The sequence below is a fragment of the Kribbella capetownensis genome, assembly GCF_004331485.1.
GTDB classification, from domain to species: Bacteria; Actinomycetota; Actinomycetes; order Propionibacteriales; family Kribbellaceae; genus Kribbella; species Kribbella capetownensis.
Genome location: NZ_SJKD01000004.1, coordinates 674711 through 686907, shown reverse-complemented (window position 1 = coordinate 686907; position 12197 = coordinate 674711). Strand labels below are relative to the sequence as shown.

General features: G+C 66.1%; 15 protein-coding genes and 1 pseudogene. 5 read left to right on the top strand and 11 right to left on the bottom strand.

All coding sequences use genetic code 11. The annotated features are described in order from the left end of the window. The first annotated feature begins 35 nt into the window (after positions 1 to 35). Together E0H75_RS21490 and E0H75_RS21485 are read left to right on the top strand one after the other, a co-directional pair. Entirely contained in the window at positions 36 to 1265 is a 1230-nt protein-coding gene (locus E0H75_RS21490) for an MFS transporter (RefSeq protein ID WP_131515383.1), read from the top strand. Between the two features lie 98 nt (positions 1266 to 1363). Further along, positions 1364 to 2497 (top strand): lactonase family protein, encoded by a 1134-nt coding sequence (locus E0H75_RS21485; RefSeq protein ID WP_131515382.1) that lies wholly within the window; start codon positions 1364 to 1366, stop codon positions 2495 to 2497. Between the two features lie 114 nt (positions 2498 to 2611). Here E0H75_RS21485 and E0H75_RS21480 read toward each other — a convergent pair whose 3' ends face one another. Both E0H75_RS21480 and pdxR read right to left on the bottom strand, forming a co-directional pair. Continuing rightward, positions 2612 to 2866, bottom strand: coding sequence for a hypothetical protein (locus tag E0H75_RS21480; RefSeq protein WP_131515381.1), 255 nt, complete (start codon positions 2864 to 2866; stop codon positions 2612 to 2614). Between the two features lie 182 nt (positions 2867 to 3048). Beyond that, positions 3049 to 4785, bottom strand: a complete 1737-nt coding sequence (gene pdxR / locus E0H75_RS21475; RefSeq protein ID WP_238163172.1) for a MocR-like pyridoxine biosynthesis transcription factor PdxR — start codon at positions 4783 to 4785, stop codon at positions 3049 to 3051. On the opposite strand from pdxR, the gene E0H75_RS21470 reads away from it, so the two are divergent. Both E0H75_RS21470 and E0H75_RS45050 read left to right on the top strand, forming a co-directional pair. Further along, positions 4672 to 5208: a dihydrofolate reductase family protein gene (locus E0H75_RS21470; protein WP_238163186.1), complete on the top strand. Its 537-nt coding sequence runs from the start codon at positions 4672 to 4674 to the stop codon at positions 5206 to 5208. The two genes, pdxR and E0H75_RS21470, sit on opposite strands and share 114 nt — an antisense overlap. Positions 5209 to 5311: 103 nt before the next feature. Then, a pseudogene (locus E0H75_RS45050) lies at positions 5312 to 5599 on the top strand (alpha/beta fold hydrolase); the annotation flags it as partial. Here the strand turns inward: E0H75_RS45050 and E0H75_RS44210 are convergent. From E0H75_RS44210 to E0H75_RS43645, 6 genes are all read right to left on the bottom strand, one after another. Further along, positions 5525 to 5701 (bottom strand): hypothetical protein, encoded by a 177-nt coding sequence (locus tag E0H75_RS44210; protein WP_238163170.1) that lies wholly within the window; start codon positions 5699 to 5701, stop codon positions 5525 to 5527. The pseudogene E0H75_RS45050 and the gene E0H75_RS44210 sit on opposite strands and share 75 nt — an antisense overlap. Before the next feature lie 57 nt (positions 5702 to 5758). Next, the gene (locus tag E0H75_RS21460) at positions 5759 to 6112 is read right to left on the bottom strand and encodes a hypothetical protein (protein WP_131515378.1); all 354 of its coding nucleotides are present in this window, start codon (positions 6110 to 6112) and stop codon (positions 5759 to 5761) included. A 95-nt stretch (positions 6113 to 6207) separates the two neighbouring features. Next, on the bottom strand, positions 6208 to 6717 hold the full coding sequence (locus tag E0H75_RS21455; protein WP_131515377.1) for a CinA family protein: 510 nt from the start codon (positions 6715 to 6717) through the stop codon (positions 6208 to 6210). Beyond that, positions 6714 to 7055 carry a hypothetical protein gene (locus tag E0H75_RS21450; RefSeq protein ID WP_131515376.1) on the bottom strand — a complete coding sequence of 114 codons (342 nt, stop codon included), beginning with the start codon at positions 7053 to 7055 and terminating at the stop codon, positions 6714 to 6716. The genes E0H75_RS21455 and E0H75_RS21450 overlap by 4 nt, the downstream gene beginning before the upstream one ends. 1 nt (position 7056) lies before the next feature. Next, positions 7057 to 7206 (bottom strand): hypothetical protein, encoded by a 150-nt coding sequence (locus E0H75_RS43650; protein ID WP_420323298.1) that lies wholly within the window; start codon positions 7204 to 7206, stop codon positions 7057 to 7059. A 21-nt stretch (positions 7207 to 7227) separates the two neighbouring features. Beyond that, complete coding sequence (locus E0H75_RS43645; protein ID WP_202873088.1) at positions 7228 to 7467, bottom strand: hypothetical protein; 240 nt, start codon at positions 7465 to 7467, stop codon at positions 7228 to 7230. A 101-nt stretch (positions 7468 to 7568) separates the two neighbouring features. On the opposite strand from E0H75_RS43645, the gene E0H75_RS21440 reads away from it, so the two are divergent. Further along, positions 7569 to 9074 carry an FAD-dependent oxidoreductase gene (locus tag E0H75_RS21440; protein ID WP_131515375.1) on the top strand — a complete coding sequence of 502 codons (1506 nt, stop codon included), beginning with the start codon at positions 7569 to 7571 and terminating at the stop codon, positions 9072 to 9074. Between the two features lie 120 nt (positions 9075 to 9194). On the opposite strand, the gene E0H75_RS21435 is transcribed toward E0H75_RS21440, so the two are convergent. Genes E0H75_RS21435 through E0H75_RS21425 form a run of 3 tightly spaced genes read right to left on the bottom strand, consistent with a single transcriptional unit; the run spans position 9195 to position 12193 of the window. Further along, positions 9195 to 10448: an MGH1-like glycoside hydrolase domain-containing protein gene (locus tag E0H75_RS21435; protein WP_131515374.1), complete on the bottom strand. Its 1254-nt coding sequence runs from the start codon at positions 10446 to 10448 to the stop codon at positions 9195 to 9197. A gap of 18 nt (positions 10449 to 10466) precedes the next feature. Then, positions 10467 to 11300 (bottom strand): carbohydrate ABC transporter permease, encoded by an 834-nt coding sequence (locus E0H75_RS21430; RefSeq protein WP_131515373.1) that lies wholly within the window; start codon positions 11298 to 11300, stop codon positions 10467 to 10469. Continuing rightward, positions 11297 to 12193, bottom strand: coding sequence for a carbohydrate ABC transporter permease (locus tag E0H75_RS21425; protein WP_131515372.1), 897 nt, complete (start codon positions 12191 to 12193; stop codon positions 11297 to 11299). The genes E0H75_RS21430 and E0H75_RS21425 overlap by 4 nt, the downstream gene beginning before the upstream one ends. Between the last annotated feature and the right edge of the window lie 4 nt (positions 12194 to 12197).

Here is a 12197-nt window from a genome sequence, read left to right as displayed (position 1 = left end):
GCGGGGGACGGCATTCGTTCGAAAGGCACGGCTCGATGGAAAACCTGGCCCCGGCGATCAACTTGGATCGCCGGGGCAGAACGCTCCGGCTGGCGTTCTTCTCTGCGGTGGCTGCCCTGGCGGCCGCGTTTGCGGCGTCGGCCGCGCCGATCCCGCTGTTCAACACCTACCGGGCCGAGGACGGGTTCACGAACGCCGACATCTCGCTGGCCGTCGTTGCCTACGACCTCCCCACCCTTGTCGCGCTGTTGGTGACAGGGCGGCTGTCCAATCACCTGGGGCGACGGCCCGCCTCGCTCGCCAGCCTCGGCCTGCTCATGCTGGGCTGCCTCCTGCTGCTGAACGTGCACGACGTCGGTACCTTGCTCGCTGGCCGGCTCCTGATGGGATTGGGTGCCGGGCTGGCCAGCAGCAACGTCACCGCCTACATCGTTGACGCCGCACCAAGGAGGCCGGCCTGGCTGGCGTCCGTCGCCTCCAGCCAGACTCCGATGTTCGGCCTCGCAGTTGGCGCCATTGCTTCCGGCGCATTGGTCCAGTTCGGTCCGTGGCCACGCGACCTCATCTACCTGATCGCCGTCGGTCTTCTCCTCCTGTCGGCTGTCCTCATCGCCATCAGCCCGGAGACGGTCACTCCGGCACCGGGCGTTTGGCGATCACTGCGACCCAGTGTCGGCCTTCCCGCCAGGATCAGGCGTTTGCTGCCCGTCGCGGGGGCAGTGTTCCTGTCCACCTGGGCGACCGGGGCCTTCTACCAGGGTTTCGTGCCGGCGCTGATCGAAGAACAACTCCACAGCCGCAGCTCGCTCGTCCTCGGACTGGTGTTCGCGGCCTACATGGCCCCCAGCGCTCTGGGTGCGCCTCTCGGCGGCCGGTTCAGACCCGCGGCGGCCCAACGCCTCGGCATGACCGCGTTCCTGGCCGGAATGATCGGCGTCATCACAGCGATCATCACCGGCACGCCGGTGCTGTTCATCGCGGCAACCATCGTCGCCGGTGCCTCTCAAGGCATCGCCATCAGTGCCGCCACCCGCGGCTTGCTGCACGGCAGCTCCGTGGCCGATCGGGCACCGATCTTCAGCGTCATCTACCTCATCTGTTACAGCGCTGCCGCTTTCCCGAGCCTCATCTCGGGCCAGCTCTCCAAGACCTTCTCGCTGCCGCACATCGCTCTCGGGTACGGCGTCCTCACCCTCGCGGCCACGCTGTTCACCGTCCGCGCTGCCCGCGACCCGCAGACCGGCACGACCGATGTTTACACGTAGATGAAATCTCAACAAACTGCCGGTGTGCGGGTAAGAGCAGATCGTCGCCGCGACACCGGGGTTTGGATCAACACCATTGAGGTTCGATGAGGAGAACCATGAAACGTACTGTCTCCGCTGTAGCTGTCTCCGCTCTTGCACTGACGATCGGACTCAGCGTGACGCCAGCGACCGCCACTGCCTCCCCTGATTCGGCACCGCAGGGCATGGTCTTTGTGCAGAACGACGACCCCGCGGGCAACCAGGTCGTGGCCTACCGCCGTTCAGCCGATGGCTCCCTGCACCAGGCCGGCACGTACCCAACGGGTGGTCGTGGCGGAACCCTTGACGGCGCGGTGGTCGACCGCCTTGCCTCGCAAGGATCGGTCACCTACGACAAGGCACATCGCACCCTGTACGTCGTCAACGCGGGAAGCAACACCGTGACGGTGTTCGGTGTCGCCGGCGACCGGCTGATTCGCCGGCAGATCATCAACTCCGGGGGAACCTTCCCCGTCAGCGTCGCCGTCCACGGCGCCGAGGTGTATGTCCTGAATGCGCGCGCAGGTGGCGCAGTACAGGGTTATCTCAGCGTTCTCGGGCACCTGGTGCCGTTGCCCAGTGAACATCGCGCCCTCGGCCTGCCGGTCACGACGGGCGCGCAGGAGTTCACGCACACTCCGGGCCAGGTTGTCGTGACTCCGCAGGGGTCCTCGGTGATCGTGACGACCAAGGCAGCCGGCAACAGTCTGGTCGTGTTCGGCAGGTCTGGTCTAGGGCACTTGACCAAGGCGCCCGTGCTTGTCGACGACGCCGGCAACGTTCCGTTCGCGGCGACATTCGACCACTTCGGTCATCTGGCCGTCGCCGAGGCCGGCACGAATACCGTCGCGACGTACGCTGTCGAGCGCGGTCATCGCCTGCGCCTTCTGAATCGGACCGCGACCGGGCAGATGGCGACCTGCTGGATCGCCGGCGCCGGCGGCAACTACTACCTGTCCAACGCGGGAAGCAACTCAGTGTCCGGATATCACGCGGAGCATGACGGCTCGCCGGTTGCCCTCGGCAACACCGCAACAGGTGAAGGCACCGTCGACGCCGCGGTCACCCCGGACAACCGCTACATCTACGTCCAGACGGGGAAGGTAGGAGCTGTGGACGCGTTCCGGATCGAGTCTGATGGATCCCTGACCAAGACCAGCAGCACTGTCGTCCCCAACGCCGCCGGCGCGGAGGGCATCGCCGCCGGCTGAGCAACTGCCGATTGTCGACGATCGAGTGGGCGCCCTCGGCCAGGGGCGCCCACTCGGGTCACAAATGGCTGTGCACCCAACTGGCAGAAGCCCGGTGGGTAACCGGCGTGTCTGTCAGGACGAAGATGCGTCTCCAGGGTCGTGGCGGCGATCAGGTTCCAGGGCCTCGGCTGCACTCAGCAAGCTGCGCAAGTCAGTCTCCTCCACCTGGACCTCCTCAGGGTCGTCCAGCCACTGGTCCGGAGTTCCGGGATCGGCGTCGTCGGCTCTGCTGTTGACGATCAGCTCCAAGTCGGCCTCGATCGCGACCACCAACTCGTCGAGCAACGGGTCGCCCTCCTCATCCGGCACCTGGTCTTGCGTGTTCATCGGCTCGCTCCTCCAACCTGTGGTTACGCGCGCTCGGGGCACAGCCAGGAGAACTCTGACAACCGTGGCTGTAAGGATCTGTCCCCGAGTCGGTTGTCTCTGGCTGACGTTTGTGTCTGTCAGCAGCGTCGTCCTTACGAAAACGCGATGATCCGTCCGCACGCGCCGGAGAATGCGCTGCGCTAGATGAGGAGATCTGAAATCTTCGCGATTCCGGATCGGATCGTGCGGTCGCTGACGTTGCCGAATCCAAGGATGAGCTGTCCCGGAGTGGTGGCTCGGCTCGATCGCTGGGTGCTCATCCCGTACAGACCCACCGACCGGGCTCGAGCAGCCGCTCGTACTTCGATCTCGTCGAAGTCGGCCGGGAGGTGAGCGACGGCGTGAAAGCCGGCGGCAAGCCCGGTCACCGGCATCCCCTTGGCATGCTCGGACAGAGCGTCGAGCAGGACCATCCGGCGTGCGCCGTACATCGCGCGGGCCTTACGTAGGTGCCGGTCGTAACGACCGGACTCCATCAAGCGCGCGAGCGCGAGTTGGTCGATACCCGGACAGCCGCGATCCAGGGCGTTCTTCTGATCAGCCACAGCCTCGAGCATGGTTGAAGGACACAGAACCCAGCCCAGCCGAACAGCAGGGGCGAGCGACTTGCTCACGGTGCCAACAGCGAACACCCGGTCAGGAGCGAGACCTTGGACGACACCGACCGGTTCGCGGTCGTAGCGAAACTCCGCATCGTAGTCGTCCTCGACGATCCACCCGGCAGTGCTGGTCGCCCAGTTCACCAACGCATGCCGTCGTTCCGGTGACAAGACCACCCCGGTGGGCCATTGGTGCGCTGGGGTGAGGACCACGGCCTGTGCGCCGCTGGCCCGCAGCGCGGCTACATCGATCCCCTGCGAATCAACCGGCACCCGAACAAGGTCCGTCAACCCCGCCCAGGCCATCGCCAGTGTGCTCGTCTCGTCGTAGCCCGGGTCCTCGAATGCGACTTTGGTGACTCCTTTGTCTGCGAGTGCCTTCAAAACCAGATTCAGTCCCTGACAGAAACCCGCACAGACGACCAGTCGTTCCGGTCGCGCCGCCGCTCCGCGGACACGGGCCAGGTAGCCGGCGAGGACGCTGCGCAATACCTCGTTTCCCTGGTGATCGCCGTACCCCAATGCCGCGTTGGGAGCATCCCGGCAGGCTTGCTGAACCGCCCAGGCCCAATCGGTGCGCGGGAAGGACGCAAGGTCCGGGACGGCTGGAAGGAAATCCGCCAGCAACCGAGGCTCCGGAGGATGCGTTGCTGCGTCGCGCCGTACCTCGGTATTTCCGTCGGGCGACTTGTGGGCGTTCGCGGCCACCCGCGTCGCCGAACCCACCTGGGAGGTTAGGTAGCCCTCCGCCTGTAGTTGGCTGAAGCACTCCTGGACCAGACCGCGGGAGACACCGAGCGTCCGTGCCAGTTCCCTGCTGGAGGGGAGTCGCTCACCGATCGACAGCCGACCGTCGCGGATAGCCTCCCGAAGGCCGGTCTCCAGCTGCACGCGCAACGGCTCCGGCCGCGACCGATCCAACGGCAACAGCAAGGCCGGACCCAAACCGGACCACTGGATAGCCATGACATTGGACGTTATCGTGCTCCACCTGATGCTTCTAGCGTCGAAGGCATGAGCGAACTGGCCCACAATCCAGCACCTGAATTGGATCTCATCAGCCCCGGTTGCCTTGCCGTAGGTTCCTGACGACGGCACACCCAGCGAAAGGAACAGACCATGGGAAAGGTCGCGGTCAGCGAGTTCATCTCGCTCGACGGAGTCATAGAGGACCCAGGTGGCGGCGAAGGCACCAGCTTCGGCGGTTGGACCTTCCGATTTCCGGCAGAGGACGGACAGCGCTTCAAGTACGACGAGTTGATGGCGAGCGACGTACAACTATTGGGCCGCGTGACCTACGAGGCGTTCGCCGCTGCCTGGCCGCCGATGGAGGAAGCTGCCGGCGAATTCGGCGCAAAGATGAACAGCATGCCGAAGGTCGTCGTTTCGACCACACTGACACAGGCGAACTGGAAGAACACGACCATCGCCTCGGGTGATCTCCCGGACATCGTGGCGAACCTCAAGGCGCAATACCAGGGCGACATCCTCGTCGCAGGCAGCGCCACACTTGTCGCAGCCCTTCGCGAAGCGGACCTCGTCGACGAATACCGTTTGATGCTCCATCCCGTTGTCCTCGGCCAGGGCAAGAAACTGTTCGAGAACGGCGTGGCATCGAGTGACTTCGCGCTGGTTGAGACGCGCAAGGCCGGCCCCGACGTACAACTGATCATCTACCGGCCGGCGAATCGCACGCCATGAACACCGTCCTCTCGAGCGACGGTACGACGATCGCCTTCGACCGCGCCGGCTCCGGCCGGCTGTGATCCTCGTTGCCGGCGCGTTCGCCGACCGGAAGGATTCGATGATGGTCGGGCTCGCCGATGCCATGGCCGGCCATTGCACGACCTATCTCTACGATCGGCGTGGACGTGGCGACAGCGGCCACACCGCGCCGTACGCGCCGCAACGAGAGATCGATGACCTCCACGCGCTGATCACAGCAGCCGGCGGTCGGGTCGTTGTTTTCGGCGGTTCCTCAGGCGGTTCGCTGGCACTCGAGGCTGCCGCCGCCGGTTCAGCCATCACCCACCTGGTTGTCTTCGAACCGCCGTACGTCGTCGGCCGCGATCGCGGCCCCCTGCCGACCGCCGAGGAACTGGGCGCTCTGGTGCGGTCGGAACGACGCGGTGAGGCAGTCGAGCGGTTTCTCGTACAAGGTGCCGAGATCCGTGTCGAGGTAACCACACCACACGGGCGCCGGGCCTACCAGGTTGTCGGCACACCAAGCCGGTCTGCGAGATCCCGACGATCAGGCGTGGTCGCCGTCGAGGAGCTTGTGGAGTTCGGCCAAGGCCTTGGCGATGGTGTCGTGGTCGTACTGCGCGGCGCGGGACTCGGCGCTGATGACGCCGCAGCGGTGCACCCGGCGAAAGTCGCCGTACGGGAACTTGTAACGGCCCTTGGTCTCTTCGCTGAGCTCGGTGTCGATGCCAAGGAACCACAGGCTGTAGTCGGACCAGCCATGCTTGTCCAGGTACTTGTTCTGCTCATCGGCGGTCGGCGCATGCTCGCTCCAGTCGTCCCGCTCGTCTCTGGTCGTCTGACTCTTCCTGATCAGGGACTTCGCATGCTCGAACGCCTTCTCGTTCAGCTTCACAGTCATATCGCTCCAGTGCCCGAGGGCGGCCTGGCTAACCCAGACCCGAATCTGGTGACCGACAAGGTGCTGCAGAACCGTGCCGACCAGACGACGGCGGCTCACTCGCCGTGCAACGCCGCCGACAGCATCCGAAGGGCTGCAACCGTTGCGGCCTCGACCACGGCGGTCGGCCCGCCGTCGAACCGATAGTGAACGACGTCCTCATCCGGCCCTCGAACGACGGCGAGGTAGACCGTTCCAGCCGGGTGCCCCTCGTCCGGCTCCGGGCCTCCGACCCCGGTGACCGCGACGACGAGGTCAGCTCCCAGTAGCAGTGCGGCCCCGCGAGCCATCTGCACCGCGCACCGAGCCGTCACGACCGGACCACGGGCAACGTCCAGCACCTTGAACTTGACCTCGGACGCGTAGGCGATCACGCCGCCGGCGAACCAGGAACTCGCATCCGGGGCCGCGCCCAGGCGGCACGCGATGGTTCCGCTCGTCAGCGATTCCGCGACAGCCACTGTGCATCCCCGCTCGCGGGCGGCGTCCGCGATCAGATCCGCGAGCCTCGCTGCCTCGTCGTTCGGCCCGCCGGTTGTCCGGTATGTCGCAGTACTCGAGCTCATGAACTGACGATCAGGTCTTGGGGAGCCGACTGCCCGATCCGGGTCTGCAGCCAGGTGAGCTGATGCGACGTGTCTGCCTCGCGGCTGCCGGCCAGCTTCAGCAGTTCCTCGTCTCGTAACCCCTGGGCTGCCTGCTTGACGACGGTCCAGGTGGTGTCGACGAACGATGCGAGGGTGTACAGGTCCTGGAGATCGCGCAACAACCCGACTGCACCAGACCGTGAACCACCGAACTCCGCCGCCATCCGCTCGGGCTCGCCTTGTTCGCCGTCGTCAAAGGTCTCGGCGAGTGTTTGCCCGGCGTGGTCCAGCAGCCCGAGATAGAGCGAGAGATACATGTCAGCTCACCTTCCGCACTCGGACCGCAGCGAGCTTGTACGTCGGTTGTTTGGACACCGGGTCCCACTCCGTCATCGTCAACTCGTTCGCTGCGGTCGGTAGGCCATCACGGAGGTCCCAGTACCCGAAGTGGAACGGCAAGAACACCACACCCTGCCGTGGCTCACCGACTCACGCAGCCGGCGGGATCTCCCGGTCTTCGTACTGGTGTGGAAGTGGTTCCGCGAACGCCCGGTGGTCGCGATCCATGTGCGGCGTGCCGAGTCCTGCCATACCGATCACCGCGAGCGTGTAGTAGTCCTCGAGGAAGAGCTGGCCGCGCGTGGAGAACCCGTCCCCCATCGGCCACGCGGTGTCTCGCGCGCGCGGCGACCGCTCGCCCCAGATATCTGCCACCCGATCAACGCCCATGCCCCTCTGTACCCAGCACCCCAAGCGGCCAGTACCCGTCACCGCCGACCTCGATCCAGGCGCCCCGGCGTAGCCGGCGCGTGCGCGGGTACCGGGCCGGCATGACGATCCATGGCTCGGTGTGGCTGGCGACGACGACCATGCCGGAGTACGACGTACTCCGCAGCGACCTCGACGCCGACGTGGTGGTGGTCGGCGGGGGTCTGATAGGACTGACCACTGCTTTCTACCTGCAGGAGCAGGGCGCCGACGTCGTCGTGCTCGAGGGCGCGCGAATCGGGGCCAGAACAAGTGGAAACACGACCGGCAAGGTGACGTCCCAGCACGGGGCGATGTACGCGGGGCTGTTTGACCGGCACGGGGCCGACACCGCGCGGCAGTACGCGGACGCGAACCAGAGCGCCGTCGAAGAGGTCGCCGAGGTCGTTCAGCGACTCGGCATCGACTGCGAACTCACCCGAACACCCGCTTATCTCTACTCCACCGGCACGGCGGATCTGCGCCGCGAGGCCGAGGTCGCAGCGGCGCTCGGGCTTCCGGCGCACTCTGTCGATTCGCAAGAGCTGGGTCTTCCGCTCGCCGCGACCGAGGTCGTTAGGTTCGACGACCAGTTGCAGCTGCATCCCGGTCGCTATCTGGCCGGCCTGGCCGAGGCCTTCACGCGTGCGGGCGGACGAATCTTCGACAACAGCCGGGTGGTGGAACTGGACGCCGGCGACGACAGGATCCGCGCGGAGACCAGCTCGGGACCTGCCGTGCGCGCCGCCCACGCAATCCTGGCGACTCTGCTTCCGATCGGCCTGACCGGTGGGTACTTCGCCCGTACCAGGCCTCATCAGTCGCATGGCATCGCCCTCCATCTGCCGGTCCAGGCGCCGGCCGGGATGACGATCTCGGCCGACGAACCGGTCCGGTCCACCCGTCCATGGCCCGGCGGTGGTCCGAACGGGTTGATCGTGGTCGGCGGCGACCACGAAACCGGCGACCGAACAGACACGAGCAGCGCGTTTCAGAGCCTGATCGACTGGGTCGGCTCGCTGTGGAACTTCCGAGCCCAGCCCGAGTACCGGTGGTCCGCGCAGGACTACAGCACGCCGGACCAGCTCCCGTACGTCGGAAAGGCGCCGGGCTCACCGATCCTGGTTGCCACCGGCATGCACAAGTGGGGACTCAGCAACGGAACCGTTGCCGCCGGTATTTTGCGCGACGCGGTGCTGGGGAAGGACAACACCTGGAGCGGGCTGTACGACGCCGGACGCATCGGTGACGCCACAGCGGTGGCGAACTTGGTCAAGGACAATCTGAAGGTCGGCAAGGAGTTCGCCGCCGGCCATCTGCGCCGCCTTCTCGGGCCTGGACTCGATCACATCGAGATCGGCGAAGGTGGTCTGTTCGATACCGACGACGGAACCATCGGCGCCTACCGCGACCGCGACGGCAACCTCCACACCGTCGTACCGGTCTGCTCTCACCTTGGCTGCCCACTGCGCTGGAACCAAGGCGACGCCACCTGGGACTGCAACTGCCACGGATCTCGCTTCGCCCCGAACGGCGCAGTCCTGGACGGCCCAGCAACCACACCACTCAAGAGCCCCACCCCCGACTGATGGCAGGTCAGCCGACCCAGCCGACGGCCGCAAGCGCGAACGCGCCCGCAAGCGAGCCGACGGTCTCATGACCAGCATGTTCCCAAAGCACCACGACCTATCCCTCGCCGGCCAGGTCCCTTAGCCGCGTTCATACGACTTGAGGTCGATGGTCAGGGCTGCGGTCCAGCTGAAGTTTTGGGCTCCGTGGGGGGTGGCCGTGAAGGGGTTGAGGTATTCGGTGTAGCCGGTGGATTCGGCGAGGGTCAGGAAGTCCGCCCGGAGGGCCTCGGCGTAGCCGGTCTGGTTCAGGTTGATCAGGCCGCGGTGGATCAGCCAGGCGGTGTTGAACCAGCTGGGGCCGCGCCAGTAGCGGCCGGGATCGAAGTCTGGAGCGGTGAGGTCGTAGCTGGGCACGAGTCGGGTCTCGCCGAGGCGGAAGCGCGGGCCGAGAGCCGTCGCGAGGAGTTCGTCGGCGACCGGCAGCCCGGGGACCACGAGCGGAATCAGGCCGGCCACGGTGTCCGAAGGAATCAGGTCCCCCGACAGTACGTCGCGCGACCGGAAGATCCCGTCCTCGAACAGCCGCTCAACCAGGGCCTCGGTGAGCGCGGCCGCGTAGCGGCGATGAGGCTCGGGGTCACGACCGAGCACCTCGGCGATCTCGGCCAGCGCATGCTCGGAGGAGATGAGCAGCGCGTTGAAGCAAGGGTCTTCAACGGCGAAGGCGTGCGGCGTCTCCCGATCGCCGTAGCCGTGATCGCGGTACGTCGCGGCGAGCTGGACGTACCGCCCGTAGTCCAGATCAGTCGGCCGATCGGCACCGGCGGCATGGTCGGTGTCGCGCCTGGTGAACGAGCCGGCCGGCGCCGGACTGACCCGCGCGAGCGGCAGGTCCCAGGCCGGACTGTTGTCCATCCCGGACTCCCATGGGTGCACGATCGCGACCAGTCCTCCGCCACCGAACGTACGGCGGTCGCGCAGGTATCCGTGCCACGCGACCAGCCTCGGGTAGATCCGCTCGAGGAAGCCCACCGAGTCCGACGGATCGGCCTGGTACGTCAACCACGCCGCCAACGCATGGATCGGCGGCTGGACGATCCCCGAAGTCTCGGTCCCGTCAGCCAACCGGGCCTGCCAGAAGTCCGGTCCCGGGAAGTAGGCGTCGCGCGGCACACTCGGTGCGAACGCAATGTGCGGAATCCGCCCGTCCGGCCATTGCGCCCGCAGCAGCGACTCCAACTCGGTCTGGGCCCGACCGATCGACACATGCCGCAGCCCGATGGCGATGAACGCCGAGTCCCAGCTCCACTGATGCGGATACAACGCCCGCGACGGAACCGTCGAGTGTCCGGTCCAGTTCTCCTCCAGCACACGTACCGCGTTGTCTGTCATCAGCTTCCTCGAGATGGGTCAGTATTGGCCGAGCGCCAGGCCCTTCGCGAAGTAGCGCTGCGAGACCAGGAACAACAGTGCTGTCGGCAACGAGACGAGGATCGCGGCCGCCAGGACCACGGTATAGCTGGCGCCGCCGCCTTCGGTGGACTGCAACCCGGTGAGGACCGGCATGACCGGGCGGGTGGTGTCGCTCTGGGTCAGGATGAGGCCGAGCAGGAGGTCGTTCCACACCCAGGTCGCCTGCAGGATGAAGACGACGGCCAGGGCACTGGACGACATCGGCAGGTAGATCCTGGTGAAGATCCGTACGGTCTTCGCCCCGTCGACGACCGCGGCCTCGAAGACGGATTCGGCGATGCCGGCGAAGAAGTTGCGCATCACGAACGCCGAGAACGGCAGGCAGACGATGGAGTAGATCAGCACCATTCCCGTCAGCGAGTCGTACAGCCCGAGCCGGGAGTAGCTGTCGAACAACGGGATCACCAGCATCTGCAGCGGGAACACCGACCCGCAGTAGATGACGAAGAACCACAGGAAGCCGTGACGCAGCTTGAGAACCATTACGGCGAAGCCGACGGTCGCTCCCAGAACGACGGCGATCGCCGGCGCCACCATGCTGTAGATCGCCGTGTTCACCAGCGCGCGTGGGATGTCGGTGCCCGTCGCCACGTGGCTGAGGTTGTCCCACAGGTCTCCGAGTGAGCCGGGCCGCCACAACGTGGAACCGGAGTAGTTCTGGACCGTCTTGCCGGCGTTGGCCAGCAGCAGATAGACCGGCACGAGCCACAGGGCACCCAGCAGCGACAGCACTGTCACGCGGATGATGATCCCGGTGCGTGAAGGCGTCACTTGCCACCTCCCAGACTGCTGCTGCTCAGGCTCAGTTGCCTGCGCAGATAGATGATGGAAGCGCCGACGGTCACGATGCTGAGGAAGATCGCCACCGCGGAGCCCAGGCCGTAGTCACTGTTGACGAAGGTGTCGCGGTACATCGTCAGGGCCAGCGTTTCGGACGAGCGCGCTGGTCCGCCCTGGGTCATCGCCTGGACGATGTCGAAGGTCTTCAGGCCGTTGACGATCGACAGGCCCACGACCACCGTCGTGGACGGCCGGAGGAGGGGCCAGGTGATGTGGCTGAACAGCCGCAACCCGGTCGCTCCGTCGATCCTGGCCGCCTCCAGCGGTTCCTTCGGGATCGACTGCAGGCCGACGGTGAACAGCAGCGCGTTGACGCCGACGCCCTGCCAGGACGCGGCGATCACCATGACGATGGTGTTCAGCGGCGAGTCCTGGAGCCAGCGAAGCTCGGTACCCGGCAGGTTCAGGAACTGCAGCGCCTGGGTGAGCGCGCCGCCCGACCCCAGCATGAAGCTCCAGATGACGCCGACGGCCACACCGGACAGCGCATAGGGGACGAGGAACGGCAGGCGAAGCCAGCCACTCCCCCGGAATCCGTACGCCAGAACTGCGACCAGCAGGCCGAGTCCGACCGGGAGGACCAGCGTGCCGACGACCCAGATCGCCGTGTTCCGCACCGCGTCCAGGAACGCGGAGTCCTCGAACATCGACGCGAAGTTCTCCAGGCCGACGAACTCCGGCGTACCAAGTCCGTTGTACTTCGTGAAGCTCAGGTAGAAGGTGTACAGAACCGGAAGATAGAAGACCAGCAGCACCAGGGCGAGGCTCGGGAGGAGGAAGCCCCGAGCCTGGCCCTGGTACGACGTCGCGCCGGACCGATTCACGCTG

Coding starts and splice junctions, on each gene's coding strand:
- E0H75_RS21480 (WP_131515381.1), bottom strand. CDS start 2,866: ATGAACACGCAAGACCAGGTGCCGGATGAGGAGGGCGACCCGTTGCTC.
- E0H75_RS21450 (WP_131515376.1), bottom strand. CDS start 7,055: ATGTATCTCTCGCTCTATCTCGGGCTGCTGGACCACGCCGGGCAAACA.
- E0H75_RS21455 (WP_131515377.1), bottom strand. CDS start 6,717: ATGAGCTCGAGTACTGCGACATACCGGACAACCGGCGGGCCGAACGAC.
- E0H75_RS21460 (WP_131515378.1), bottom strand. CDS start 6,112: ATGACTGTGAAGCTGAACGAGAAGGCGTTCGAGCATGCGAAGTCCCTG.
- E0H75_RS21440 (WP_131515375.1), top strand. CDS start 7,569: ATGACGATCCATGGCTCGGTGTGGCTGGCGACGACGACCATGCCGGAG.
- E0H75_RS21490 (WP_131515383.1), top strand. CDS start 36: ATGGAAAACCTGGCCCCGGCGATCAACTTGGATCGCCGGGGCAGAACG.
- E0H75_RS21485 (WP_131515382.1), top strand. CDS start 1,364: ATGAAACGTACTGTCTCCGCTGTAGCTGTCTCCGCTCTTGCACTGACG.
- E0H75_RS21435 (WP_131515374.1), bottom strand. CDS start 10,448: ATGACAGACAACGCGGTACGTGTGCTGGAGGAGAACTGGACCGGACAC.
- E0H75_RS43645 (WP_202873088.1), bottom strand. CDS start 7,467: ATGGGCGTTGATCGGGTGGCAGATATCTGGGGCGAGCGGTCGCCGCGC.